This is a genomic window from Streptomyces sp. NBC_00358 (assembly GCF_036099295.1).
GTDB lineage: Bacteria > Actinomycetota > Actinomycetes > Streptomycetales > Streptomycetaceae > Streptomyces.
Genome location: NZ_CP107976.1, coordinates 5,592,389 through 5,618,317 on the forward strand (window position 1 = coordinate 5,592,389; position 25,929 = coordinate 5,618,317).

Here is a 25,929-nt window from a genome sequence, read left to right on the forward strand (position 1 = left end):
ATGCGGCATATGGAAGGACTTGAGACATGGATCACAGGGGATCATGGAACCGCAGGCGATCATTCGAAGGTGTTCTTCAGGATCGCATCCCATACCCGCAGGTAAGAAACACCCGGATGGACGGTGTGAATCACGGAGGCGGATCGCTGCCCGGGCGTAGTCCGCGGCGGACTACCATCACCCCATGACCCGTGTACTGCTCGCCGAGGACGACGCGTCCATCTCGGAGCCGCTGGCCCGTGCCCTGCGCCGGGAGGGTTACGAGGTCGAAGTGCGCGAGGACGGACCCACCGCGCTCGACGCCGGAATGCAGGGCGGCGTCGACCTGGTCGTCCTGGACCTCGGACTGCCCGGTATGGACGGCCTGGAAGTCGCGCGCCGGCTCCGCGCCGAGGGCCACACCGTGCCCATCCTCATCCTGACCGCGCGCGCCGACGAGGTGGACACCGTCGTCGGTCTCGACGCGGGCGCGGACGACTACGTCACCAAGCCTTTCCGGCTCGCGGAACTCCTCGCCCGGGTACGGGCGCTGCTCCGGCGCGGCGCGGCCGAGCCCCAGCAGCCCCCCGCCACGCACGGTGTGCGCATCGACGTCGAGTCGCACCGCGCCTGGATGGGCGACGAGGAACTCCAGCTCACGGCCAAGGAGTTCGACCTCCTGCGGGTCCTGGTCCGGGACGCCGGCCGGGTGGTCACCCGCGACCAGCTCATGCGCGAGGTCTGGGACACCACCTGGTGGTCCTCCACCAAGACCCTCGACATGCACATCTCCTGGCTGCGCAAGAAGCTCGGCGACGACGCGGCCAACCCCCGCTACATCGCGACGGTACGAGGCGTCGGCTTCCGCTTCGAGAAGAGCTGAGGCTCCGCCGGACCGGGCGGGCCTTCCGGAACCCCGGGCCCGGCCGCGACGGTGAACCCGGCCCGCCGCCCCGCGTGCGGGGCGCGAACGCCAAGGCCGCGGCTCCGGACCGGAGCCGCGGGCGCGGGACGCGTGGAGGACGGTCCGGGGACGGCGTGGCGGGTGGCAACGGGGAAAACCGGGGCCCCCGGCCCGGCGCCCCGCCCGGGCCCGAGCGGCGAACGTGCACACTGGTCCCGGTACAGCCATCTGCCCGGAGGGCCCCGTGCGTCGCCGTCTGATCCAGTCCACCCTCGCCGTCGTGCTCGTGGTGATCGCCGTCTTCGGTGTCTCCCTCGTCATCGTCGAGACCCGCACGATCGGCAACAGCGCCCAGGAGCGCGTGGACTCCGAGGCGCTGCGCCTGGCCAGCATCGTGGACAGCCGCGTCCTCGGCGACGAGAACATCACCGACGAGACGTTCAGGAACCAGGTCACCGACCGGCGCTACGCCGTGATCAGGATTCCGGGCCGCGACCCCATCGAGGTCGGCACCGAGCCCACCGGCAACGTCATCCAGTACACCGCCAAGGGCGAGTCGGGCGAGACGGTCACCGTCCAGGAGCCCCGCTCCGCCGTGACCAAGGAAGTCGGCCGTACGCTCCTGGTCATCGGCGCCGTCGCGCTGCTGGCGATCATCGCCGCCGTCCTGCTCGCCGTACGCCAGGCGAACCGCCTCGCCTCCCCGCTCACCGACCTCGCCGAGACGGCGGAACGGCTGGGCTCCGGCGACCCGCGCCCGCGCCACAAGCGGTACGGCGTCCCCGAGCTGGACCGGGTCGCCGACGTCCTGGACGGCAGCGCCGAGCGCATCGCGCGGATGCTGACCGCCGAGCGCCGCCTCGCCGCGGATGCCTCACACCAGTTGCGGACGCCCCTGACGGCGCTCTCCATGCGCCTGGAGGAGATCACCCTCACCGACGACCCCGACACGGTGAAGGAGGAGGCCACGATCGCGCTGACACAGGTGGAACGCCTCACGGACGTGGTCGAGCGGCTGCTCACCAACGCCCGCGACCCGCGTACCGGCTCCGCCGTCTCCTTCGACCTCGACGAGGTCATCAAGCAGCAGCTGGAGGAATGGCGCCCGGCCTACCGCAGCGCGGGCCGGGCGATCGTCAGCTCGGGGAAGCGCCATCTGCAGGCGGTGGGCACCCCGGGCGCGGTCGCCCAGGTGCTCGCGGCGCTGATCGAGAACTCCCTCATGCACGGTGGCGGCACGGTCGCGCTGCGCACCCGCGTCACCGGCAACCAGGCCGTCATCGAGGTCACCGACGAGGGTCCCGGCGTTCCCACCGACCTGGGCGCCCGCATCTTCGAGCGCACCATCAGCGGCCGCAACTCCACCGGCATCGGCCTGGCCGTCGCCCGCGACCTCGCGGAGGCCGACGGCGGCCGCCTGGAGATGCTGCAGGCCCAGCCCCCGGTCTTCGGCCTGTTCCTGTCCCGTACCCCGCTGAAGCGCTCGCCCCGGCTCCCGGAGGACGACGAGGAGCGGACGGTCAGGTAGGGGAGGAGCGGACGGCCGGGCAGGGAGGGGCCGCGCGTTCGGCTCGCACGAGCCTCGGTCGTCCGGTTCGCGCGGGCCGACGGGCGTCACCCGCGCGGGTCACGCGCCCCGCGGCCGTCGCGCGTTCAGTTCACGCGGGCCCGTTGCCGTCGCGCCTCGGGCTCGGGGTCCTCGTCCAGGAACGATTCGGCGCTGGCCACCGTCTCCCGGGCCGGGAGCGCCCGGAACACCCAGGTGCGGTAGGACCAGAAGCGGAACAGCGTCGCGATGCCGATGCCGAGGAACTTGAAGACGTTGCTCTGCAGCGGGCTGTCCCAGCCGAAGCTGTACGTCGCCACGTACAGCACGCCGTTCTCGATGACCAGGCCCACCACGCTGAACAGCAGGAAGAGCGTCAGCTCCTTGGTGCGGCCACCCCTGTCGCGGTCCCGGTAGGTGAAGTACCGGAACCCGACGTAGTTGAAGACGATCGACACGACCGTGGCGATGACACTGGCCCGCACGACCTGCAGGCCAGTGAGGTGGCGTACGAGGTTGAACACGAGCAGGTTGACGAGCAGCCCCGCACCGCCCACCGCGCCGAACTTTGCGACCTCGCGAAAGAGCAGGTCGAACCGGCGCCGCACCGCGCTGCGAGGCCCCACTCGAGGCCCCGATGAAGCACTGCCCATGGTGTCGCCAGCCCCTGTCGGTGGGTGTGTCGTCGGCCGTGTCGACGGATTACGCCAACCAGCCCATGCTAACCAGCGCCTCCGCACGGTGCCTGTGCATGGGCTCACAGGTAAGAAAAGACGCGGTCACCAGCAGGGAAAATCGGGCGTATCGCCGCGGAAACCGGCCATCGTGGCGCGGCCGATACTCTTGGAGCGTGACGTTCCCGGTAGTCGGCATGGTCGGCGGGGGTCAGCTCGCTCGTATGACACACGAGGCGGGCATCCCGCTCGGCATCAAGTTCAAGCTTCTCAGTGACACTCCTCAGGAGTCCGCGGCGCAGGTCGTCGGTGATGTCGTCGTCGGCGACTACCGCGACCTCGACACGCTGCGTGACTTCGCGCGGGGCTGTGACGTGATCACTTTCGATCACGAGCACGTCCCGACCGAGCACCTGCGGGCCCTGGAGGCGGACGGCATCCCCGTCCGGCCGGGCCCCGACGCGCTCGTGCACGCCCAGGACAAGGGCGTGATGCGCGCGAAGCTCGACGAGATCGGTGTGCCGTGCCCACGGCACCGCATCGTGACCGACGTCGACGACGTCGCCGCGTTCGCGGCGGAGGGCCTCGCCGAAGGGGCCGACGGCGACGGCTTCCCGGTCATCCTGAAGACCGTCCGCGGCGGCTACGACGGCAAGGGCGTCTGGTTCGTGCGCTCCCTGGAGGAGGCCGCCGACCCGTTCCGCGCGGGCGTTCCCGTCCTCGCCGAGGAGAAGGTCGACTTCGCGCGCGAGCTCGCGGCGAACGTCGTCCGCTCCCCGCACGGACAGGCGGTCGCGTACCCCGTCGTCGAGTCCCAGCAGGTCGGCGGTGTCTGCGACACCGTGATCGCCCCGGCGCCCGGCATCGCCGAGGAGCTGGCCCTGGAGGCACAGGAACTGGCCCTGCGCATCGCCAAGGAACTCGGCGTCGTCGGCCACCTGGCCGTCGAGCTCTTCGAGACCCGCGACGGACGCATCCTCGTCAACGAACTGGCCATGCGCCCGCACAACTCGGGCCACTGGACCCAGGACGGCGCGATCACCTCCCAGTTCGCCAACCACGTGCGCGCGGTCCTCGACCTCCCGCTCGGCGACCCGCGTCCGCGCGCCCGGTGGACGGTCATGGCGAACGTTCTCGGCGGCGACTACCCCGACATGTACTCCGCGTACCTGCACTGCATGGCCCGCGACCCGCAACTGAAGATCCACATGTACGGCAAGGACGTGAAGCCCGGCCGTAAGGTCGGCCACGTCAACACCTATGGCGACGACCTGGACGACGTCCTCGATCGCGCCCGGCACGCAGCCGGCTACCTGAGAGGCACGATCACCGAATGAGCCCCGTTGTAGGCATCGTCATGGGTTCGGACTCCGACTGGCCGGTCATGGAGGCCGCGGCCCAGGCGCTGGACGAGTTCGAGATCCCCTACGAGGTGGATGTCGTCTCCGCGCACCGCATGCCGCACGAGATGATCGCGTACGGCGAGCAGGCCGCGGAGCGCGGGCTCAAGGCGATCATCGCGGGCGCCGGCGGCGCCGCCCACCTGCCGGGGATGCTGGCGTCCGTCACCCCGCTGCCCGTCATCGGCGTACCCGTCCCGCTCAAGTACCTCGACGGCATGGACTCGCTGCTCTCCATCGTGCAGATGCCGGCCGGGGTCCCCGTCGCGACCGTCTCCGTCGGCGGCGCCCGCAACGCCGGTCTGCTGGCCGCCCGGATCCTCGCCACCCACGACGAGGAACTCCTCGGCCGGATGCGGGAGTTCCAGCAGGAGCTGAACGACCAGGCCACCGAGAAGGGCAAGCGGCTGCGCGCCAAGGTCGAGGGTGCCGCCGGCGGCTTCGGCTTCGGGAAGTGACGCGGATGTCCTCGTCCTCCCTGCCCTCGATCGACCGTGCCCGCGCCCTGCTCGACGAGTTCCCCGTCGTCGACGGGCACAACGACCTGCCGTACGCCCTGCGCGAGCAGGTCCGCTACGACCTCGGTGCCCGTGACATCGCCACCGACCAGAGCGCCCACCTGCACACGGACCTGGCGCGGCTGCGGGCCGGCGGCGTCGGCGCGCAGTACTGGTCGGTGTACGTCCGCTCGGACCTGCCGGGCGCGCTCACCGCGACGCTCGAACAGATCGACTGCGTACGGCAGTTGATCGACCGCTACCCGGCGGACCTGCGGGCCGCGCTGACCGCCGCCGACATGGAGTCGGCGCGCGCCGAGGGCCGTATCGCCTCCCTCATGGGCGCGGAGGGCGGTCACTCGATCGACAACTCCCTCGCCGCCCTGCGCGGGCTGTACGCGCTCGGCGTCCGCTACATGACGCTCACCCACAACGACAACATCGCGTGGGCGGACTCGGCGACCGACGTTCCCGTCGTGGGCGGCCTGTCCGCGTTCGGCCGTGAGGTCGTACGGGAGATGAACCGCGAGGGCATGCTCGTCGACCTCTCGCACGTGGCCGCCACGACCATGCGCGACGCGCTCGACACCTCCGCCGCGCCGGTGATCTTCTCCCACTCCTCGGCGCGCGCGGTGTGCGACCACCCGCGCAACATCCCGGACGACGTGCTGGAGCGGCTGCCCGCCAACGGGGGAGTGGCGATGGTGACGTTCGTGCCGAAGTTCGTCCTCCAGGCGGCGGTCGACTGGACGGCCGCGGCCGACGACAACATGCGCGCGAACGGCTTCCACCACCTCGACACCACCGCCGAGGGCATGAAGGTCCACCGTGCCTTCGAGGAGGACAACCCGCGCCCGATCGCCACGGTGTCGACGGTCGCGGACCACCTCGATCACATGCGCGAGGTCGCCGGAATCGACCACCTCGGCATCGGCGGCGACTACGACGGCACGGCGTTCACCCCGGACGGTCTTGACGACGTCTCCGGCTATCCGAACCTGATCGCCGAGCTCCTCGACCGCGGCTGGTCGTCCACCGACGTGGCCAAGCTGACCTGGCAGAACGCCGTGCGCGTGCTGGGTGCGGCGGAGGACGTGGCCCGCGACCTCCGTGCCCGCCGGGCCCCGTCGAACGCGACGCTGGAACAACTGGACTGCTGAGGAGCCGGGCGGGACGGCCGGACGCGTTCAGCAGGCGCAGAGGCAGAACGGGTGTCCGGCCGGGTCGGCGTACACCCGGAACGAGCGCGACCTGTCCTCCGTGTCCAGCGGGATCGCGCCGAGTTCCAGCACGCCCTTCTCCGCCACGTCCAGGTCCTCGACCTTCAGGTCCAGATGCAGTTGCTGCGAGCCGTCGGGCGAGGGCCAGCGCGGCGGTACGTACCCGGACGCGGCCTGGAACGCCAGTTTGCGGCCGCCGGGCAGGTCCAGGTCGACCCAGTCGGCCTCCTCCGTGATGGTGCCGCCGAGCACCCCCGCGTAGAACTCGGCGAGAGCGCGCGGGTCGGGACAGTCCAGGACGACGACATCGAGTGCGGCGAGAGCCATGACTTCCTCCGTGAGAGTTCCTGACTGGTTACTGGTACAGCGACTCAAGAGGTAACGGTTACCTCATACTCCCGCACAAGAGGTAACGTCGCAAGCATGAATGACCGAGCGCCCGCACCCGGCGGTCTGGCCCTGGTCCAGGCCCTGGTGAACACCCTGGACATCGAGTCGGGCGCCGACTCCCTGGACACGCCCGAGGGGCTGGCGCGCCTCGGCCTGACGGCGGGCGAGGCGGAGGGCGCGCGCGAGCTGCGCGAGTCGCTGCGGGCGGTGTGCCTCGCGCACGCGGGCCATCCGGCACACCGGAGGGTGACTCCGCTCGGAGAACTCCTCGCCCGTGCGCCCCTGCGGGTGACGGTCGACGAGGACGGCGGCTCCGCGCACCTGGTCCCCGCCACCGAGGTGCCCGCTCCGGCCTCCTCCGCGGCTTCTCGGGGCTCCTCCGCGGCGTCTGCGGACTCCGCGGCCGCCGCGGACTCTCCCGCCCCCCTGGCCTTCCGCGTCGCCGCGGCCATCGCCGAGGCACTGGTGGCGGGCACCTGGCCACGGCTGAAGGCCTGCGAGGCCCCGACCTGCCATTGGGTGTACTACGACCGCTCACCGGCCGGCCGCGGCCGCTGGTGCTCGATGTCGGTGTGCGGAGCGCGCGCCAAGATGCGCCGCTACCGCGCCAAGTGACCGGGTTCCGCCGAGGACGCACTCCGCCCCGCCGGACGGAGTGCGGCGGGGCGGAGTGCGGCGGTCACCGGTCATCGCACAGCGAAGTGGTGCAGAATGCAACCGACGCCGGTCCGGCCGACTGAGCCTCGGCCGGACCGGCGTCGTCCGCGACAGGCCTCGGCCGACGCCCCGACGGGCGTCCCCGGTGGCGGGCGTCAGCCCGTGCCGAGTCTCCGTCGTGGTGGATGCCGGCCGGTGGTGGTCGTCAGGCGGTGGGCCGTCCCATCGCGCGGTACGTCCAGCCGGCCCGGCGCCAGGTCTCCGGGTCCAGCGCGTTGCGCCCGTCCAGCAGCACGCGGGAGGTGGCCGCCTCGCCCAGCACAGCCGGGTCCAGCTCGCGGAACTCGCGCCACTCCGTCAGGTGCAGGACGACATGGGCGCCCCGTACCGCCTCCACGGCGGAGTCGGCGTACCCGAGCGTCGGGAAGAGCCGCTTGGCGTTCGCCATGCCCTTCGGGTCGTAGACCGTGACCTGGCCGCCCTGGAGGTGGATCTGCCCGGCGACGTTCAGTGCCGGGGAGTCGCGCACGTCGTCGGAGTCGGGCTTGAAGGTCGCGCCGAGCACGGCGACCCGCTTGCCCAGGAACGAACCGCCGCCGAGCGCCTCACGGGCCATCTCCACCATCTGGCCGCGGCGCCGCATGTTGATGGTGTCGACCTCGCGCAGGAAGGTCAGCGCCTGGTCCGCGCCGAGCTCACCGGCGCGTGCCATGAACGCGCGGATGTCCTTGGGCAGGCAGCCGCCGCCGAAGCCGATACCGGCCCGCAGGAACTTCTTCCCGATCCGCTCGTCGTGCCCTATGGCCTCGGCCAGCTTGGCCACGTCGCCGCCGGCCGCCTCGCAGACCTCGGCCATCGCGTTGATGAAGGAGATCTTGGTGGCGAGGAAGGAGTTCGCGGAGGTCTTCACCAGCTCGGCGGTCGGGAAGTCGGTCACGACGAACGGCGAGCCCTCGGAGACCGGGGTCAGATACACCTCGCGCAGCAGCTTCTCGGAGCGCTCGCTGCGCACGCCCACCACGATCCGGTCGGGGTGCAGCGTGTCGTTCACGGCGAAGCCCTCGCGCAGGAACTCCGGGTTCCAGGCCAGCTCCGCGTCCTCGCCGGCGGGCGCGAGCTCGACGAGCCGGGCGGCCAGCCGCTCCGCCGAGCCGACCGGCACGGTGGACTTGCCGACGACGAGGGCGGGACCGCTCAGGTGCGGCGCCAGCGACTCGAAGGCCGCGTCGACGTACGACATGTCGCAGGCGTACTCGCCGTGCTTCTGGGGCGTGTTCACGCAGATGAAGTGGACGTCGCCGAAGGCCCCGAGCTCGGCCCAGTCCATGGTGAAGCGGAGCCGGCCCGTGGAGCCCTCGATCCCGGCCACGTGCTTGCGCAGCAGCTCCTCCAGGCCGGGCTCGAACATGGGGACCTCGCCCCGCTGGAGCATCTCGATCTTCTCCGGCACCACGTCGAGCCCGAGGACCTCGAAGCCGAGCTCGGCCATGGCCGCGGCATGGGTGGCGCCGAGGTAGCCGGTGCCGATCACGGTGATCTTGAGGGCCATGGATGCTCCTGAGGTGTGCGGCGTCGGTGCGCGCCCGAGCATAGTCGGGGCGTGAGGGAGCGCTTTCACGGGCACTTTTCCCTCTGTCGCCAAGCTCACGTATCCCTCCTGCGGGCGGGACTCTAAAATTGTGTTACTTAACGGTAGTTAGCGCAGCCAGCACAGCATCCCTTGGAGCGTGAGAGACCTTGGCCGGATCGGCTGATTTCGACCTGTACCGCCCGTCCGAGGAGCACGACATGCTCCGGGACGCGATCCGTTCGCTGGCCGAGGCGAAGATCGCGCCGTACGCAGCAGCGGTGGACGAGGAAGCCCGCTTCCCGCAGGAGGCGCTGGACGCCCTGGTCGCCAACGACCTGCACGCGGTCCACGTACCCGAGGAGTTCGGCGGCGCGGGCGCCGACGCCCTGGCGACGGTCATCGTGATCGAGGAGGTGGCCCGCGTCTGCGTGTCCTCCTCCCTGATCCCCGCGGTGAACAAGCTGGGCTCGCTGCCGGTGATCCTCTCCGGCTCCGAGGACCTGAAGAAGAAGTACCTGGGCCCGCTCGCCAAGGGCGACGGAATGTTCTCGTACTGCCTCTCCGAGCCGGACGCCGGTTCGGACGCGGCCGGCATGAAGACGAAGGCCGTGCGCGACGGCGACTTCTGGGTGCTGAACGGCGTCAAGCGCTGGATCACCAACGCGGGCGTCTCCGAGTACTACACGGTCATGGCCGTGACCGACCCGACGAAGCGCTCCAAGGGCATCAGCGCGTTCGTCGTCGAGAAGTCCGACGAGGGCGTCTCCTTCGGTGCTCCTGAGCGCAAGCTCGGCATCAAGGGCAGTCCGACCCGCGAGGTCTACCTCGACAACGTCCGCATCCCCGCCGACCGCATGATCGGCGAGGAGGGCACCGGCTTCGCGACCGCCATGAAGACGCTGGACCACACCCGCGTCACCATCGCGGCCCAGGCCCTCGGTGTCGCCCAGGGCGCCCTCGACTACGCCAAGGGCTACGTCCAGGAGCGCAAGCAGTTCGGCAAGCCGATCGCCGACTTCCAGGGCATCCAGTTCATGCTCGCCGACATGGCCATGAAGATCGAGGCCGCCCGCCAGCTCACGTACGCGGCCGCCGCCAAGTCGGAGCGTGGCGACAAGGACCTCACGTTCCAGGGCGCCGCCGCCAAGTGCTTCGCCTCGGACGTCGCCATGGAGGTCACCACGGACGCCGTCCAGCTCCTCGGGGGCTACGGCTACACCCGCGACTACCCGGTCGAGCGCATGATGCGCGACGCGAAGATCACCCAGATCTACGAAGGCACGAACCAGGTCCAGCGCATCGTGATGGCGCGCAACCTGCCGTAGTACGCCACCCGTCGGCAGTGGGACAACGGCGGATCGATGGCGGATCGCCGGCGGATCGGCGGCGAAGGTGAGAGGCACAGGGTGTGCCTCTCACCTTCCGTTTTTCCGCCCCGCCCCGCTCTGCCGCCACCGTCCCGCCGCCACCGGCCCGCGCGCGGCCGCGGCGGCGCGGGTCATTCCTTCCGCATCCGTACCCACGAACCCCAGCGGCTGTACGGCCGCGCGCGTGCCGTCCGTGAACGTGGCCATGCAGCCGAGGTCGACGTCGGCCCCGGTCCCCGGCGGCCGGTTGGGATTCACCTGAAGGACACCGCGCCCCGTGACGCGGGCCCGCGGTGCCGACCTGGTCAGCACGGTGTCGGCGTTCCCGGCGGGAAGCCGCCGCGCTTCAGGGGGTGTCGGGGCGGGGGGCTGCGGCCCGGGCCGGGGCGGGGTGCCCGTCGGGGGTCTCAGGCGGATGGTCGCTCGTGGACGTTCGTCGCTGCTCAACTGTTCCCCCCTCGCGCCGCCGTCGGGGAGAGCGGCGGGTGTCGGGAGTTTATGCGCGGAGCGTGGCGGCTGGAGTACTCTCTGTGCCCTCGGTCGCGCGTCTGGTGCGTGTGAACCGGTGGGGGCACGGGGGCACGTGACACGGGCGGGGATCCATGGTTGCGGTCGACGCACCCCCGCGTCCGTCGTGTTGTGGGGGTGGGTATGCCGGCAGGCGCCCTGATGGACCGTCAAGTGATCGCGCAGAGCGTCAAGGACCTCGCGGAGCGGCCTGCGCTCGGAACCCGGAGGGAAGAGCTGACCGCGCTCGCGGTGGCGCTCCGGGACCAGGACGTCACCGCTCTGGACCCCTGGTCCGAACTCGATCTCCTCTCCGCGTACGCCCGTCCGGAGAGTCTCAGGGCGAGTGGCGGCCAGGGCGGGGAGCACACGGTCTGGTCGTACGCGGAAGGCGTGCTGGGCGCACTGGTCTTCGTGCCCCTGATACTCACCTGGTACGGGCTGACCAGGGCGTCGAGCGCGTACGGAGCGCTCACCGGCGCTGATCCGCGGGCCGCCTCCCGGCCCTTCCTGCAGCTTTGGCAGTCCGGTTTCGAGGGGCGGCTCACCGGCGCCTTCAGCTTCGGCCATGTGGCGATGAGTGCCACCGTCGCCATCGCCGTGCTCTTCGCGCTGGTGCTCGTGCACGGCCTGCGGCGGTCCGCCGTCGCCCGCCGCGAGGAGGCCGCCGACCGTGCCGCCGAGGAGCTCATGGCGGTGCTCGTCCCGACGCTGACCCGCGCTCAACTCGTCCTGAACCAGCGGCGGTCGAGTTCTCCCCAGCGCTTCGCCGCCGAACTCACCGGTGCCGCCGCGACCCTCGGCCGGCTCGGCGACGAGGCGGTGCGGGTCCAGAAGGACCTGAGGTCGGCCGCCTCGGCGGTCGGCGACGCGGTGCAGGCCGCCGAACACAGGCTGGCCGCGGTCGACACCGCGGTCAGGCCCCTGGAGGTCGCGGTGGGCCGGGTCGAGGCCGCTGTCAGCGACGGCGGGGCGCAGGTCCGCGAGGCGCTCGCCGGTGTCCGCGAGGCGAGCGGCGAGGTGCGGCTCGCGGTGCAGGGGGCCGGCGACCGCGTCGAGGAATCCGTCACCGTGCTGGCCGCGTCCCAGCGTGCCTACGCCACCGGCATCGAGGTGACCTCGGACGTCTCCGCCCAACTCTTCGGCCGGTTCGGTGAGGTGGCGGAGGGGACGGCCCGAGCGGTCGAGGAGTCCCAGCACGCGGTGCGTGAACTGAACGCCCAGAGCCGAGCGTTGCGGGCGGCGGCCGACGCGTTCGCCCGGCTCGTCGACGAGTTGCGGGCGGACCGTCAGGTGCGCGCCCATCTGACGGACCCGGGGGACCGGACGGGCCGGGCGCACCGGACCGAAGGCGCGGAGTACCCGACCGACCACCGTGGCCGCCCCGCCGACGCGACCGGCATCCCGGCCGACCGGACCGGTGTCTCCGTCGACAAGCCGGGGCGGCCCGGTCCCCGGCCCGCCGACCCCCGCCGCGATCCCCCGCAACTGCCCCCCGCGTCCCTGACCGAGGCCCGATGAAGCCCGCTGGAAGGTTCCAGCCGTTGTACATGGCGGGCTGGCTGTTCGCGGACATGCTGCTCGTTCTCGCCCTGGTGGCCATGGGGGGCCAGGGCGACCCGCAGGCCGCAGCGAAGCAGCCCGCCGCCTCGGCCGCCGGGAGGAAGTCCCGGCACACCGGCCCGCGGGCGGTGGTCCGCACCCCGGTCAAGGTGGCCGTCGACGCGCCCGCCGGCGACGACGCGGGAATCGTACGGGCGTTGCGCGGAGCGACCGCGCGCTACCGGGGCCGGCGCGCCGCCTTCGTGCTGACCTTCGGGCGCCACACCGACCCGGGCGCCGGGGGCCGCTACGCCCACGAGATCAACTCCCTGCTGGGGAAGGCCCGTCCGGACATGTTCCGCGCCGCCACCACCCGCGACTTCTGGAAGGGCGGAGCCTCCGCGGGCCACGCCGACATCGAGATCTACTTCTACACGTACTGACCCGGAGGTACGAGACCTTGCAGATCCTGCCCTTCTACCTGCTCTGCGACGAGTCCGGGTCGATGATCGGTGAGCCGATCGACGCCATCAACGGCGCGCTCCCGGACCTGCACCACGAGATCAGCACCAACCCGACCGTCGCCGACAAGACACGCTTCTGCCTCATCGGCTTCTCCGACACCGCCACCGTGCTGCAACCGCTCGTCGACCTGAGCGACATCGACTCGGTCCCCGCGCTCGCCGCGGGCGGTCTCACCTCGTACGGCGACGCGTTCCGGACCCTGCTGCGCTGCGTCGAGGCCGATGTGGCGGGGCTGAAGGCGGAGGGCCACGAGGTGTACCGGCCCGTGGTCTTCTTCCTGTCCGACGGCATTCCCACCGACCCGGACTGGGACCAGGCGTACAAGGAGGTCACCCAGTCACGGTTCTGCCCGAAGATCATCGCCTTCGGTATCGGCGAGGCGCAGGAGTCGACGATCGCGCGGGTCGCGAACTTCCGGGCGTTCATGCAGAAGGACTCCTCGGTGTCACCGGCCCAGGCGCTGCGTGAGTTCGCCTCCAGCCTCACGAGGTCGATCGTCCGGTCCGCCGGGAGCATCGGCGCGGACGGCGGCAACGGATTCACGCTGGCCGTGGACGACACCGTGCCGGGCTTCTCCCTCGTCTCTCTCGACAAGCTGTGAGGTCGCACCGATGGAGAACGACATGAACGCCGCCGGACGGCCCCGCACCGGCCCGCGGCAGCCCGATCCACAGGCCCCGGACGGCCGGACGCCAGCGGAGCGGCGGACACCGGACGGCGGCCAGGCGCACGAGGACCTGGCGTACCCGGGTCATACGTACCCGGGCCACACCTACCCGGACCGGCAGTACCCGGACCGGCCGGACACGCGCCAACCGGCCGCGCGCCGGCCGGAGTTGCGCTGGCCCGACCCGCAGCAGCCCGACCCGCTGGACGCGACCTGGCAGAGCGTCGACCAGTTCTTCAGCGACCCGCCGGAGCCCGGGACGGCCGCCGGAGTGCCCGAGGCGTCGGCGGGACCACCCGCAGGGCCGACCTGTCCCGCACCGCCCCTGACGTACGGTCCGGTCCGGCAGCAACAGCAACAGCAACAGCAACAACAGAAGCAGCCGCAGCAGCAGCCGTCCGTGTCCGAGGAGCCCGCCGCGCGGGTCGGGGCGGTCCCGGTGCTCGGCGCGCCACCGTACTCCGGGCCGAAGCCCCCGCTGTACGCGCCGGAGCCCCTGGAACTGCCCTCGGTCCGGCAGGATCCGACCGCGGCGCTGACGCCCGACATGGTGGTGGACGGGGCCGGGTACGGCGCCCTGACGGTGCGGGCGGCGTCCGTGCGCGGCGACTCGCACCGCTATCAGGGCGAGCCGCGCCAGGACTCCCTGGCCGTGGTGCGCCTCGGGGAACCCGGCGCGGACGGGCTGCTGCTGCTCGCGGTGGCGGACGGCGTGGGATCGGCGGCCCGTTCGCACGTCGGCTCCCAGGAGGCCTGCCGGCTCGCCGCGATGGAGCTGGACAGCGTGGCCGCGGAGCTCTCCGAGGCCCTGCGCGCCGGTGACAGGACCGGCTTCGCGGCAGTGGTGGACACCGCGGTGGGCCGGGTGGCGACCCTCCTCGCGCACCGCGCCCGCGAGCACGGCGACGACCCGGCCGCGTACGCCACCACCCTGCGCGCCCTGCTCGTCCCGCTCGACCCGCGCGTACGCACCCGCGGCTTCCTGGCCGTCGGCGACGGCGGCACGGCGCTGTTGCGCGCCGGCGGGTGGAACCTGTCCCTCACCGACCCCGAGCACGACGGCGACGGGATGATCGACACCCGTACCGCCGCCCTGCCGCACGGGCACCGCGCCCGCGCCCTGCTCCTGGCCCCCGCGCTGCCCGGCGACGTCCTGGTGCTCTGCACGGACGGCCTGTCCACACCGCTCGCGGGGGACGCCGGGATGAGGGACTTCCTGGGGTCCGGGTGGGGGACGGGGGCCGTCCCGGCACCGGCCGACTTCCTGTGGCAACTGCAGTACCGGGTGAAGTCGTACGACGACGACCGCACCGCCGTCGTCCTGTGGGAGGCCGTGCCGTGAGCACCGACGACGGCTCCGACGTGACGCTCGGCTCGCTCGCCCTCGGCGTGCGCGTCGGCGACGGCGGCCAGGGCGAGGTGTACGACGTCGGTGGTCCCGGCGGACTGCTGTACAAGAGCTACCGCGAGCCGGGAAAGGCCGACGGCGGGGAACTCGCGGCCCTCGTCGCGCTGCGCCAGGGGCTCACCGCGGCCGACCGGGACCGGTTGGACCGGGAGGCGGCGTGGCCGCTGTGCCGGGTCATGGACGGCGGCCGGGCGACGGGCTTCCTGATGCGCCGGGCGCCGGACTCCATGACCTGGCGGACCTCGCGCGGCGAGCCCCGGCTGACCGACCTGTCGTATCTGCTCCGGCCGCCGAGGGCGGCCTGGGGGGCCGTCGCGCAGCCGTCGCCGGCCGAGCGGTACGCGCTGGTGGTCGCCGTCCTCGGGCTCTTCCGGTGGCTGCACGCCTTGGGGCTGGTCGTCGGCGACGTGTCCCACGCGAACGTGCTGTGGACCGTCCGGCCCGGCCCCGCCCCGTATCTCCTGGACTGCGACGGCGTACGCGTGGTCGGGCGGCCCCCGGTCCTGGAGCAGGCGGACACCCCCGACTGGCACGACCCGCTGGCCGCCTCCGGTACCGCCACGGTGGACAGCGACCGCTACAAGGCGGCCCTGGTGGCGGGCCGCGTCCTGAGCCAGGACCCGTACGTGACCCCCGGCAAGCCGCTGCGGCCGCTGTCCGGCGTACTCGACGACCGGCGGGCCGACGCGGTCCGCGTCCTGTGGGAGCAGGCCTCCGGTGCTCGTGGCACCCGCCCCCACCTGGCCCAGTGGTGCACCGCCCTGGCGGGCCGCGACACCATCCGCCTCATCGCCGCGGAACCGGGCCCGAAGCCCGTCGTCGACCGCTCCAAGTTCGACGGCCCGCGCACCCGGGGCCGCATCACCTTGCGCAACTGACCCACCGTCACAGGTAAGTGACGGTGGGTCAGTTAAGGGTGAGGTCACCCGTGGGCCCCTGGCTGTCTGTGCCCGTGTGCCCGTGTGCCGTGCGTCCGTCCGCCGGTTCTCCGGCGGGCGGCGACGGTTCAGTTCACGGGCAGTGGGCGTGCGGGCGGGTCAGTTGCCCGAGACCGTGACCTTCTCGTCGTTCTTGAGCTCGTCCACCAGCGTCTTCATCTTCGCCTTGTCCCAGACGAGGTTGCCGCCGACGGATCCGGAGATCGGCATGTTCATGGACTTGCCGTCGCCGCCGGTGACGCCCTTCATGGCCCAGAACATGTCCGCCAGGTCCCACAGGCTCATGTCCTTGTCGACGACCAGCGAGTCGAGGCCCGCGCCCATCGTCGGGTAGAGCTTGAAGGGGTTCAGGACCGTCGAGGGGGTCGCGACCTGGTGGGCGAGCGCGGACAGGAACTTCTGCTGGTTCTTGGTGCGTTGCAGGTCCGAGGCGGCGAAGGCGTGCCGGGTACGGACGAAGGCGAGGGCCTGCTCGCCGTTCAGCGTCTGCTTGCCCGCCTTGAAGTCGGCGCCGGAGTACTTGTCCTTGAAGCCCTGGTCGAGGGTCATGTCGACCCCGCCGACCGCGTCGACGATGCCCGCGAACCCGGCGAAGCCGATCTCCACGTAGTGGTCGATGTGCAGACCGGTGTTGTACTCGACGGTCCTGACCAGAAGCGTGGGACCGTCGAAGGCGTAGGCCGCGTTCAGCTTGTTCTGGCCCAGCGGGCCCTTGATCTTGCCGGACTCGGAGCCCTGGAACTTCGGGATCGTGACGTTCGAGTCACGCGGCAGCGAGAGCAGCGTCGAGCCGTTGCTCCCGGTGTGCAGGATCATCATCGAGTCGGTGCGCTTGCCCTCGGCGGAGCCGGTGTGCAGCTTCTTCTTGTCCGCGGACGTCAGACCGGCGCGGCTGTCGGAACCGACGATCAGATAGTTGGTGCCCTGGCCGGTCTCCGGCCGGTCTATGACCTTGGAGAGATCCACGTCACGGTGGAGCTTGGAGTCCGCCCAGAAGTAGGTGCCGACGGAGACCACGACCAGCGCGGTGACCAGCGTGATCGCGGTCCACTTGATCCGGCGCCGCCAGTTCGGCGCGGAGCGCCGCGGGTACGCGTCCCCGCCGCCGGGGCCCTGCGGACCGCCGGGTCCGTTGGGGTTCCCGTACACATGGCCCGTGTTGTAGCCGGAGTCGTACCCGTTGTCGTACCCCTGGCCGTTGTCGTACCCCTGTCCGTCGACGTACGACGGCTGCCGGGGCACTCCGCCGCCGTACGGCGGCGCGTCCTGGCCCGGAGCGGGTGCGGCCGGCCCACGGCGGACCTGTCGCATGACGCGGGCGCTCTCGGGCTGTGCGCCCGCGCTGCCGCGTCCGTAGCGGTTGCTGCCGTTGTCGTCCCCAGGCCAATCGTTCATGCCGACCAGTGTGCAGCTCTCCACCATGAGTCTTACAAGAGAGCCGGGAGATCTGGGTCACGCCTGTAGCAGAGCTGATGCAAAGCGACGGCGGTACGCCCCGGCATAAGGTGGAGGACATGACAGACCAGGCCTCCAACCCGGAATCCGATATACCGGGCAAGCCGACCGCGGCGTCCCGGACCACCCTCAGCCACATCATGACCCACAACGACACGAACCTACTGGGCTCGGTGCACGGTGGAGTGATCATGAAGCTGGTCGACGACGCGGCGGGCGCGGTGGCCGGGCGGCATTCGGGCGGCCCCGCCGTCACCGCCTCGATGGACGAGATGGCCTTTCTGGAGCCCGTCCGCGTGGGCGACCTGGTCCATGTGAAGGCACAGGTCAACTGGACCGGACGTACCTCGATGGAGGTCGGGGTCCGGGTCCTCGCCGAGCGCTGGAACGAGTCGACGCCGCCCCAGCAGGTCGGCTCCGCGTATCTCGTCTTCGCCGCGGTCGACGCCGACGGCAAGCCCCGCCGGGTCCCGCCGGTCATCGCCGAGACCGAGCGCGACGAGCGCCGCTACCAGGAGGCGCAGATCCGCCGCACCCACCGGCTGGCCCGCCGCCGCGCGATCATGGAACTCCGCGAGAAGCGCGCGGCGGAAGGCCTCGACGACTAGGTCTCGCCGACCGGGCTGCGATGGCCGGACGCCGACGACGGAGCCTCGACGACCGGCGACGACGACCGGGCCGGGCTCGTCGGCCGTTCGCCGACGGACGGGGTCACAGGGTCACGGACAGACCACCTGGTCCCCCGTCACCACCCCGAACTCTCCTTGCGAGGGGTCGTCCGCCCGCACCCGCGTGACCTGCTTGAAGTCCGTGCCGGCGATCACCTTCAGCAGCGGGCCCTGCCCCGGGACCGCGCGCAGCTCGGCGCCGGGCAGCGCGGCAGCCAGGGACTTCGCCGAGCGGTCCCAGCGCGGGTCGTAGGTGACGACGGTGCGCCGCACCGTGCGGTCGGGGGCCGTCGCGGGCCGGCCCGTCGTCCTGAAACCGGTGGCCGCGAGCGCGCCGTCGACCCGCTTGCCGAGGCCCGTCGTGGGGGTCCCGTTCTCGACCTGGACCCGGATCTGCTGCGGGGCCACCGCGACCCGGACGGCCCCCGGCCTCGGCGCCCGGGCCGCCGCGAGCGGCTTGTCGTCGCGCAGCGCCTCGAAGAGCTTCCGCGACTTCGCCTCGTCCCATTTCAGGGTCGAGCCGATGCCCTTGACGGCATAGGCCATCTGTCCGATCGGTACGGTCGTGAACTCGGACGAGGACGGGGAGAAGTTCCGCATCGCCCGGCCCAGATCCAGCAGCTCGTCCGTGCCGAAGCCCTTGTCGGCCCGCACCGAGCCCAGCACCGCCCGCGTCACGTCACGGAACCTGATCGGGTTCAGCAGAACTCCGGACGACGTGGTCTGTCCGACGAGCGCCGCGAGGAAGCGCTGCTGCCGCTTCATCCGGCCGAGGTCCGAGGAGCCGTCGGTGTGCCGGGACCGTACGTACTGAAGGGCCTGCCCGCCGCCCAGCAGATGCGAGCCGGCCGTCAGGTCGAGTCCGGTGTACCTGTCCTTCAGCGGCTGCGCGGTGCAGATGCGGACACCGCCGAGCACGTCCACCGTCTTCATGAAGCTGGTGAAGTCGACCTCCAGGTAGTGGTCGATCTTCACGTGGGTCATGTTCTCGACGGTCCGTACGGTCAGGGTGGGGCCGCCCTCCGCGTACGCCGCGTTCAGTTTGAGGGGGTGGGGGCCGTGCCGTTCGCCGGTGACCGCGTCGGTGTGCGCGGGCGCCTCGGCGTACGAGTCGCGCGGCAGGCTGACGATGCTGGCCCGCTCCCGGTCCTCCGAGATGTGCACGATCATGACGGTGTCGGTGCAGTGGCAGGGCGCGCCGCCCAGCCGGTACTTCCGCCGCTCCGCCTCGGTGATCTTCTCCCGGCCGTCGGTGCCGACCAGCAGCAGATTCATGCCGTGGCCGGCCTCGGGCCGGTTCTTCATGTCCTTGAACGGGTCGACCCGGGTGATGTCCGCGTCCAGGCTGCTCAGCACCGCGTGCCCGATGCCCGCCGAGGCGAGGACCACCACGGAGACGGTGGTCACCGCCCGCATGGCCCAGCGCGGCTTCTTGCGCCGTACGGGGCGTACGGGGCGCCCGGGGCGTCCGTCGGCCCGCCGGGTGGGACGCCGTGCGGGAGAGGGCTGCGGGGGGCGCTGAGGGCGGACGGGGGAGCGGGGCGGCGTGGGCAAGAGGGACACCTCCGCGAGGCTGGACGGGGGAGGGACGCGTTCCGCGGGGCCGACCGGGACCGCGTTCCGCTCGGCGTGGGGATCCGTGAGCACGGTAGGCCCATACGATCTGCGGCCCGGTCCTTACGCCGGGCGGCGCGCGACCGTGTCCCCCGTTCGCGGTAACGTGAGCTCCGATGAGCGAGAAGCCTGACGTGCGGTCCCCCGCCGTTTCTGTGATCATGCCCGTCCTCAACGAGGAGCGGCATCTGCGCGGGGCCGTCCAAGCGATCCTGGCGCAGCGGTACGACGGTGAGATGGAGGTCGTGATCGCCCTCGGTCCCTCTGCGGACCGGACGGACGAGATCGCCGCCGAACTCGTCCGTGAGGACCCGCGGGTGCACACCGTGCCGAACCCGACCGGCCGCACGCCCGCGGCGCTGAACGCCGCGATCAAGGCGTCCCGGCACCCCGTCGTCGTGCGCGTCGACGGGCACGGCATCCTTTCCCCGAACTACATCGCCAACGCCGTACGGCTCCTGGAGGAGACCGGCGCGCAGAACGTCGGCGGCATCATGCACGCCGAGGGCGAGAACGACTGGGAGCACGCCGTCGCCGCCGCCATGACGTCGAAGATCGGCGTGGGCAACGCGGCCTTCCACACCGGCGGTGAGGCGGGCCCGGCCGAGACCGTGTACCTCGGGGTGTTCCGGCGCGAGGCCCTGGAGCAGCAGGGCGGTTACAACGAGGAGTTCATCCGCGCCCAGGACTGGGAGCTGAACTTCCGGATCCGGGAGGCGGGCGGACTCATCTGGTTCTCGCCCGAGCTGAAGGTGTCCTACCGCCCGAGGCCCTCCGTCAAGGCGCTCGCCAAGCAGTACAAGGACTACGGCCGCTGGCGGCACGTCGTGGCGCGCTACCACGAGGGCTCCATCAACCTGCGCTACCTGGCCCCGCCGACCGCCGTCTGCGCGATCGCGGCGGGCCTGGTCGTCGGAGCGGCGCTGACGCCCTGGGGCTTCGTCGTCCCGGCCGGCTATCTCGCGGCGATAGGACTCGGCTCGCTGCCCGCGGGCAAGGGCCTGTCGGCGAAGGCCCGGCTCCAGATCCCCGTCGCCCTCGCGACGATGCACATGTCGTGGGGCTGGGGCTTCCTGATGAGCCCGAAGACGCTGGCAAGGAAGGTCATCGCGTCCCGGCGTCCCGCGGTCCTCAGCGGCTCCAACTGAACCCACCCGTACATGAGTTGGGCCCCTCTCGACTTCGAGAGGGGCCCAACTGCCGTTGGCCGGCGGTCCTACGTCCAGGTGTAGGCCGGGTCGACGTGCATGCAGGCGCCGGTGTCCGAGCCCTTGTCCAGCTTCGCGGACGCGGGTGTCGAGTCGTCGTCCGCGGGGGCCTTGTACGTCGTGCCGTCCCGCCAGTCGGCGCCGACGAACAGCGTGACCCCGGAGACGTCCGCCGACTTCTCCACGGCGTGCGAGGAGATCCCGAGGGCCTTGGCGACCCGCAGGGCGTCACCCTCCAGATCGGCGCTCGGATAGCGGATGACCGTGGTGTCCTCGGCGGTCGCGACGGACGTGTCCGCCTTCGACTGCGTGAAGCCCTTGCCGACGAGGAGTCCGGTCACCGCGCTCGCGCGTCCGGGCACCGGCGCCAGCACGCTGGTACGCGTGCTGTTCCGCACCTGCACCGCGATCTGGTCGTCCGCCGCGGCCGGGTCCGACGACGTCTTCTCCGCGGTCTTCTTCTTGTCCTTGCCGTCCAGCGCGATGTCCTCGCGCAGCAGCCGCCAGACCTTGTCCGCGTCCGTCGCCTTGGGAAGCACCCGGTTGCCGTCGGTGGAGTACACCCACGGCATGGTGGTCATGTTGATGCGGTTGGTCGGGACCTTCTTCAGTTCTTTGCTGAGGTCGTAGAGCTTGGTCACCGTGCCCAGGCCCTGGTCGACGGTGAGCGCCTTGGTGGCCGTCTCCGCGAGGCCGCGCAGCTTGCCCGGGTTGGTCAGCGTGGCGTTCTCACGCAACTGGCGCACCATCGAGTTCATGTACTGGTGCTGGGCCTTGGTCCGGCCGATGTCGCTGCCGTCCTCGAAGCCGTACCGCGTCCGCAGCCACTGGAGGGCCTGCTTGCCCTTGACGGACGTCGTGCCCTTCTCCAGCTTCAGCCCGGAGCCGTGACCGGTGGAGGTGTGCGAGTAGATGTTGGCGTCCACGCAGACGGGGACGCCGCCGATCGCGTCGGCCATGGACACCACACCCGCGAAGTCGACCATGATGAAGTGGTCGATGTGGATGTCGGTCAGCTTCTCCCAGGTGGCGACCGTGCAGCCGGGGCCGCCGCGGCCCAGTGAGTCGTTCGTCATCGTGAGCGACGTGCTCGCGGCGTAGGTCTTCCCGGTGTCCGGGTCGGTGCAGTTGGGTATCCGCAGCAGTGTGTCGCGCGGCATGCTCACGACCGACATGTTGCTGCGGTCCGCCGACAGGTGCAGCAGCATCTGGACGTCCGCGCGGGGCGGTGTGTTGAACGTGTCCTTCGCGCCGCCGAGCTTCTGGTTCGCGGTGGAGTTCCGGGAGTCCGAACCGATCAGGAGAATGTTCAGCGGGGTCTGGCCCGCCGCGTTCGGCTTCGGTTTGGCGGCGCGGTCCTTCGCGTCGCCGATGTTCAGGTCCGCCTGCTTGATGTTGTCGTTCAGATGTCTGTAGTACAGATAACCCGCGCCGGCGGTGCCGAGTATCAGTACCGCCAGCACCATCGCAGACCAGCGCAGTATTCGACGTCTGCGCCGGGGGCGGCCTTCGTTCCCGCGCCGTTTCCCGCCGTCGTCCCCGCCGTGCCGGCCCTGCCCCTGCGGGCTGATCGGCATGGTGTCGTCGGCCCGGAGCATGCCGTCGCCGTCACCCTCGGGCCGGGTGCGGTCGTCGTCCGCCGTACGAACGGGCTCGCCGCCCTCTCCGTACATGCTGTCGTCCCAGCCCAGTTCGCCGGCCTGCGGGACACGCGGTCGTGCTCCCTCCCCGCGCACACTGCTTTGCGCCATCTCTCAGCCTCTCCCCACCCTGCGCCTGACAAACGGGTCCGTCGCACGCCCGGGGCCGGACGCTCTCGCGTCCGGCCGGACGTTCCTCGCGTCCTGTAGGACGCTTGACGGACCCGTTAGGTCACTTGGCGCACACCGTTTTGTCCGCAGTGGACTTCTCCACGTCCGGCGCCTTCGTCGAAGCGGTCAAAGGCACTCCCGCGCCCTTGAAGTCCTTGCCCAGGGTCAGCACGATCGCGGGCAGCCCCTGTGAGTTCTTCTCGCTCTTGCCGGGCTTCAGCGCAGCACCGGAAAGCCCCATCAGATCCGCCAACTTGCGTGCCTGGTCGGCCTGGTCGGGAGAGTACTCCAGCGTTGTCCTGCTGAGTGTTTCCGGAGCGTTGCCCAGCTGACTGGACTTCAGGACGCCCTCAGTATTCTGCAGCCAGTTAAGAGTTTCCTGTGCGGAGCCGGCTTCGGCACCGCCGTTGTAGATGTCGACGCGGACATCGGACGCGGCGGAACGGGAGCCCTTGAGACGGGCGGCCACCGCGGCCTTCTCCTTCTTCTGCTTCGCCTTCACCGCGGTGAAGGAGACGTCGTTCTTGATGGCGTCGAAGACGGCGGGCGCTGTGTTCGGATTGACTATGACCGTCTTGTGGACCACGCCGTCCGCCGGGTTGTCGAGAACCGGAACCGTGGTGAAGGTGATGTTCTTCGTCGGCACCTTCTTCAGCTCCAGCGCCATGTCCTTGAGGGTGTTGACGTGGCCGATGCCGGTGTCCACGGTGAGCGCCTTGGTGGCGGCCTCGGCCAGCTTGAACAGCTTGGTGGGGCTGGTGAGGGTGTCGCTCGAACTCATCTTGCGGATCAGGGAGCCGATGAACTGCTGCTGCACCTTGATGCGGTCGAGGTCGCCCGCGTTGCCGAAGCTGTGCCGGGTGCGGACGAAGGCGAGTGCCTGCTCGCCCTCGATGACGTGCTTGCCGGCGGAGAGCTTGAGGTGCGAGTTGGCGTCGTCGACGTTCTTCGCGAGACAGACCTCGACACCGCCGACCGCGGTGGTCAGCGTCTTGACGGCGTTGAAGTCGGCCATCATGAAGTGGTCGACCGTGATACCGGTGACCGCCTTGACGGTGTCCATCGTGCAGCCCGGGTTGCGGTCGCTCTGGCCGAGACTGGTGTTGAAACGGACGTCGTCCGTGCCGTTGATGATCTCCTCGGTGCCGTCCGGCTTCTTGGTCCGGCACTCGGGGACGTCGACGATGAGGTCGCGCGGGATGCTCAGCGCGGTCGCGTTCGTCCGGTCCTTGGAGACGTGCAGCAGGATGTTCGTGTCGGCGTGCCCGACGCTGTTCTTGTCGCCGTATCCCGAGTTGCCCGCACCGGTGCGCTTGTCGGTGCCGATGATGAGGAGGTTGAAGGCCTCGTCCTTGCTGAAGCCGCTCTTGGCCGAAGTGCCGACGTCCTGCGTCTGGACGTTGCCCGCGAGGTGCTGGAGGTAGGCGTACGCGCCGCCCGCCACGACCACCAGGACCAGCGCCATGCCGCCGCCGGTCCAGAGCAGTATCTTCTTCGCCTTCGACTTCCTGGGCGGCTGGTTGCGCCCGCGCCGCCGCCCCGGAAGGGGCTCCGGCGGCTCGGCGCGCCGGCGGCGCGGCCCCGGCACATCGGTGCCGGGCGCGTCACGGTCCCGTCCCGGCGCTTCGCGGTCCCGTCCCGGTGCCGCGCGATCCCTGCCCGGCGCGCTTCGGGTGCGCGCCGCGGGGGACGGTGTGCCCCTCCGCGGTCGCGGCACTCCCGGCTGCGCTCCGGAAGGGGTCAGTCGCAGTTCGTATTCACCGGTGTTCGGGTTGAGTACCCACTGGTCTGCGGGGTCGATGTCGTCCGCCCGCCCACGGCCTTGCGCGTCCACGGTTGTCTGAATCCTCCGTCGGGGCCACGCGGCGCCCTTTTCCCCCTCGAAAAGGCGCTCGGGTCTCGGTCAAGCAGTGCGCGACCGCCAGGACGGACCTCGTGGTCGGGTGCACCGGATCGCTCACACTATCCGTCCAGTTCAGCGTGGAGCGACGGCCGTGACAAATTCGACGTCCCTACAACCGGGCAATCCGCCCCATTTTCAGAGACTTCTTAGCTCAGCTGTTCCCCGCCTTGGTCCGTGCTTTACCCGCAGGCGTCCTGGGCCGCCGTGTTACCCCGGAAAGTGGGAGTGGGATCGGGGGTCCCGCCGAGGAGAGCCGGTCCTATTACCATCGACATTCCGTCGCCGGACGACTCCTCTTCGTAGCCGCGGACGGAGTTTCCGTACAGACTCGCGGAATGCGGCGATCGGCCCTGGGTGAGCCTCCGGGCCGGTTCCTTCGAGACCGTCACGGGTCTGTCGGCGCGCAGCAGGGCGAAGAGCCGGGCCGCGTCGGGCTCCACGAGCTGATCGCGGTTGGCGTTGAGGACGTACGACGTCCGCGGCACCGTCAGGAACTTCATGCTGTCGGTGGGGATGTCGCGCATTCCGCGCACCAGGTCGTACAGCCCGCGCAGGCTCGCCAGCCCGGGGTCGGTCGTCAGCGACGAGGTGGCCGCGTCGAGCACCGGATACAGCTTCGCCGGGTTGAGCAGCACGTCGTCGCTGCGCACCTTGGTGACCAGCGCGCCGAGGAACTTCTGCTGGCGGTCCATGCGTTCGGTGTCGCTGCCGTTGCCGATGCTCTTGCGGGCGCGGACGTAGCCGAGCGCCTGTTCGCCGTTGAGCACGACCTTGCCGGCGGGCAGCTTCAGCTTCGCCGCCTTGTCGTTGATCGGCTTCTTCAGGCACACCTCGACACCGTCCACGGCGTCGACCATGTCCTTGAAACCATGGAAGTCCACCACCATGTGATGGTCGACGCGGATGTTCGTGAGCTTTTCGACGGTACGGATCGTGCAGGCCGAACCGCCCACCTGGAAGGCGTAGTTGAACATCGCGAACATCGGCTCGGTACGGGTGCCGTCCGGCCGCCGGCAGCCCGGCACGTCCACCATCAGGTCGCGGGGCAGTGACACGGCGGTCGCGCTGTGCCGGTTCGCCGAGAGGTGCAGCAGGATCGTGGTGTCGGACCGCTCCGTCCCGGAGTCGCGGCCGTACTTCTTGTTCCCGGCTCCCGAGCGCGAGTCCGACCCGATCAGCAGGATGTTCTGCGCGTCGCGCACCAGCGCGGTGGGCCGTTCCTTCTCGTACCGGGCGAGCTCGGCGGCCGCGTCGTTGTCCGCGGTGATGTTCCCGTTCAGCTTCTCGTACGCGGCCCAGCCGACGGCCACGGCACCGAGGACCACCACGGCCACCCCGGTCGCCGTGTAGCGCAGCCAGCGCCGCCGCCGGCGTACGGCCCCGTCCCCGGTGGGCGACGCTCCCGGTACCGGCCCCTCGGGGCGCCCGGAGGGAGCGCCTTCGCTGTCGGTCACGTCGGAATCCACCACCCCTCATGCC

The 25,929-nt window shown here is 70.9% G+C and carries 22 protein-coding genes; 14 read left to right on the forward strand and 8 right to left on the reverse strand.

Annotation, left to right across the window (positions count from 1 at the left end; all coding sequences use genetic code 11):
* The first annotated feature begins 184 nt into the window (after positions 1–184).
* Positions 185–862 (forward strand): response regulator transcription factor, encoded by a 678-nt coding sequence (locus tag OHT01_RS23870; RefSeq protein WP_018566970.1) that lies wholly within the window; start codon positions 185–187, stop codon positions 860–862.
* A gap of 265 nt (positions 863–1,127) precedes the next feature.
* Entirely contained in the window at positions 1,128–2,411 is a 1,284-nt protein-coding gene (locus tag OHT01_RS23875) for an ATP-binding protein (protein WP_328555158.1), read from the forward strand.
* A gap of 125 nt (positions 2,412–2,536) precedes the next feature.
* Here the strand turns inward: OHT01_RS23875 and OHT01_RS23880 are convergent, their stop codons facing one another.
* Positions 2,537–3,082, reverse strand: a complete 546-nt coding sequence (locus tag OHT01_RS23880) for a GtrA family protein (protein WP_328555159.1) — start codon at positions 3,080–3,082, stop codon at positions 2,537–2,539.
* Between the two features lie 197 nt (positions 3,083–3,279).
* Between OHT01_RS23880 and OHT01_RS23885 the strand changes: the two genes are divergently transcribed.
* Genes OHT01_RS23885 through OHT01_RS23895 form a run of 3 tightly spaced genes read left to right on the forward strand, consistent with a single transcriptional unit; the run spans position 3,280 to position 6,160 of the window.
* Positions 3,280–4,440 carry a 5-(carboxyamino)imidazole ribonucleotide synthase gene (locus OHT01_RS23885; protein WP_405916916.1) on the forward strand — a complete coding sequence of 387 codons (1,161 nt, stop codon included), beginning with the start codon at positions 3,280–3,282 and terminating at the stop codon, positions 4,438–4,440.
* On the forward strand, positions 4,437–4,961 hold the full coding sequence (gene purE / locus OHT01_RS23890; RefSeq protein ID WP_328555160.1) for a 5-(carboxyamino)imidazole ribonucleotide mutase: 525 nt from the start codon (positions 4,437–4,439) through the stop codon (positions 4,959–4,961). Before OHT01_RS23885 ends, purE begins: the two co-directional genes overlap by 4 nt.
* A gap of 5 nt (positions 4,962–4,966) precedes the next feature.
* Positions 4,967–6,160 (forward strand): dipeptidase, encoded by a 1,194-nt coding sequence (locus OHT01_RS23895; protein ID WP_328555161.1) that lies wholly within the window; start codon positions 4,967–4,969, stop codon positions 6,158–6,160.
* Between the two features lie 27 nt (positions 6,161–6,187).
* On the opposite strand, the gene OHT01_RS23900 is transcribed toward OHT01_RS23895, so the two are convergent.
* Entirely contained in the window at positions 6,188–6,547 is a 360-nt protein-coding gene (locus OHT01_RS23900; RefSeq protein WP_328555162.1) for a VOC family protein, read from the reverse strand.
* 96 nt (positions 6,548–6,643) lie between these two features.
* Here OHT01_RS23900 and OHT01_RS23905 point away from each other — a divergent pair, with 96 nt between their 5' ends.
* The gene (locus OHT01_RS23905) at positions 6,644–7,225 is read left to right on the forward strand and encodes a CGNR zinc finger domain-containing protein (RefSeq protein WP_328555163.1); all 582 of its coding nucleotides are present in this window, start codon (positions 6,644–6,646) and stop codon (positions 7,223–7,225) included.
* Between the two features lie 247 nt (positions 7,226–7,472).
* On the opposite strand, the gene OHT01_RS23910 is transcribed toward OHT01_RS23905, so the two are convergent.
* Positions 7,473–8,816, reverse strand: coding sequence for a UDP-glucose dehydrogenase family protein (locus tag OHT01_RS23910; protein WP_328555164.1), 1,344 nt, complete (start codon positions 8,814–8,816; stop codon positions 7,473–7,475).
* Between the two features lie 188 nt (positions 8,817–9,004).
* Between OHT01_RS23910 and OHT01_RS23915 the strand changes: the two genes are divergently transcribed.
* The 6 genes from OHT01_RS23915 (at position 9,005) to OHT01_RS23940 (ending at position 15,731) form a co-directional block, all read left to right on the forward strand.
* Positions 9,005–10,162 carry an acyl-CoA dehydrogenase family protein gene (locus OHT01_RS23915; RefSeq protein WP_328555165.1) on the forward strand — a complete coding sequence of 386 codons (1,158 nt, stop codon included), beginning with the start codon at positions 9,005–9,007 and terminating at the stop codon, positions 10,160–10,162.
* 711 nt (positions 10,163–10,873) lie between these two features.
* Entirely contained in the window at positions 10,874–12,232 is a 1,359-nt protein-coding gene (locus OHT01_RS23920; RefSeq protein WP_328555166.1) for a methyl-accepting chemotaxis protein, read from the forward strand.
* Positions 12,229–12,696 (forward strand): hypothetical protein, encoded by a 468-nt coding sequence (locus OHT01_RS23925; RefSeq protein ID WP_328555167.1) that lies wholly within the window; start codon positions 12,229–12,231, stop codon positions 12,694–12,696. The genes OHT01_RS23920 and OHT01_RS23925 overlap by 4 nt, the downstream gene beginning before the upstream one ends.
* Before the next feature lie 17 nt (positions 12,697–12,713).
* Positions 12,714–13,379: a vWA domain-containing protein gene (locus OHT01_RS23930; protein WP_328555168.1), complete on the forward strand. Its 666-nt coding sequence runs from the start codon at positions 12,714–12,716 to the stop codon at positions 13,377–13,379.
* A 10-nt stretch (positions 13,380–13,389) separates the two neighbouring features.
* On the forward strand, positions 13,390–14,787 hold the full coding sequence (locus OHT01_RS23935) for a protein phosphatase 2C domain-containing protein (protein ID WP_328555169.1): 1,398 nt from the start codon (positions 13,390–13,392) through the stop codon (positions 14,785–14,787).
* On the forward strand, positions 14,784–15,731 hold the full coding sequence (locus OHT01_RS23940; protein WP_328555170.1) for a hypothetical protein: 948 nt from the start codon (positions 14,784–14,786) through the stop codon (positions 15,729–15,731). Before OHT01_RS23935 ends, OHT01_RS23940 begins: the two co-directional genes overlap by 4 nt.
* 159 nt (positions 15,732–15,890) lie before the next feature.
* On the opposite strand, the gene OHT01_RS23945 is transcribed toward OHT01_RS23940, so the two are convergent.
* On the reverse strand, positions 15,891–17,186 hold the full coding sequence (locus tag OHT01_RS23945; RefSeq protein WP_328555171.1) for an LCP family protein: 1,296 nt from the start codon (positions 17,184–17,186) through the stop codon (positions 15,891–15,893).
* Positions 17,187–17,305: 119 nt separating this feature from the next.
* On the opposite strand from OHT01_RS23945, the gene OHT01_RS23950 reads away from it, so the two are divergent.
* Positions 17,306–17,854: an acyl-CoA thioesterase gene (locus OHT01_RS23950; RefSeq protein ID WP_328555172.1), complete on the forward strand. Its 549-nt coding sequence runs from the start codon at positions 17,306–17,308 to the stop codon at positions 17,852–17,854.
* A 111-nt stretch (positions 17,855–17,965) separates the two neighbouring features.
* Here the strand turns inward: OHT01_RS23950 and OHT01_RS23955 are convergent, their stop codons facing one another.
* Positions 17,966–19,468 carry an LCP family protein gene (locus OHT01_RS23955; protein ID WP_443043429.1) on the reverse strand — a complete coding sequence of 501 codons (1,503 nt, stop codon included), beginning with the start codon at positions 19,466–19,468 and terminating at the stop codon, positions 17,966–17,968.
* Between the two features lie 176 nt (positions 19,469–19,644).
* On the opposite strand from OHT01_RS23955, the gene OHT01_RS23960 reads away from it, so the two are divergent.
* Positions 19,645–20,676, forward strand: coding sequence for a glycosyltransferase family 2 protein (locus OHT01_RS23960; protein ID WP_328555174.1), 1,032 nt, complete (start codon positions 19,645–19,647; stop codon positions 20,674–20,676).
* Between the two features lie 68 nt (positions 20,677–20,744).
* On the opposite strand, the gene OHT01_RS23965 is transcribed toward OHT01_RS23960, so the two are convergent.
* The 3 genes from OHT01_RS23965 to OHT01_RS23975 all read right to left on the reverse strand — a co-directional run bounded on the left by OHT01_RS23965 (position 20,745) and on the right by OHT01_RS23975 (position 25,904).
* Positions 20,745–22,487 carry an LCP family protein gene (locus OHT01_RS23965; RefSeq protein ID WP_328555175.1) on the reverse strand — a complete coding sequence of 581 codons (1,743 nt, stop codon included), beginning with the start codon at positions 22,485–22,487 and terminating at the stop codon, positions 20,745–20,747.
* Between the two features lie 121 nt (positions 22,488–22,608).
* The gene (locus OHT01_RS23970; protein WP_328555176.1) at positions 22,609–24,381 is read right to left on the reverse strand and encodes an LCP family protein; all 1,773 of its coding nucleotides are present in this window, start codon (positions 24,379–24,381) and stop codon (positions 22,609–22,611) included.
* Positions 24,382–24,629: 248 nt separating this feature from the next.
* Entirely contained in the window at positions 24,630–25,904 is a 1,275-nt protein-coding gene (locus OHT01_RS23975) for an LCP family protein (protein WP_328555177.1), read from the reverse strand.
* Between the last annotated feature and the right edge of the window lie 25 nt (positions 25,905–25,929).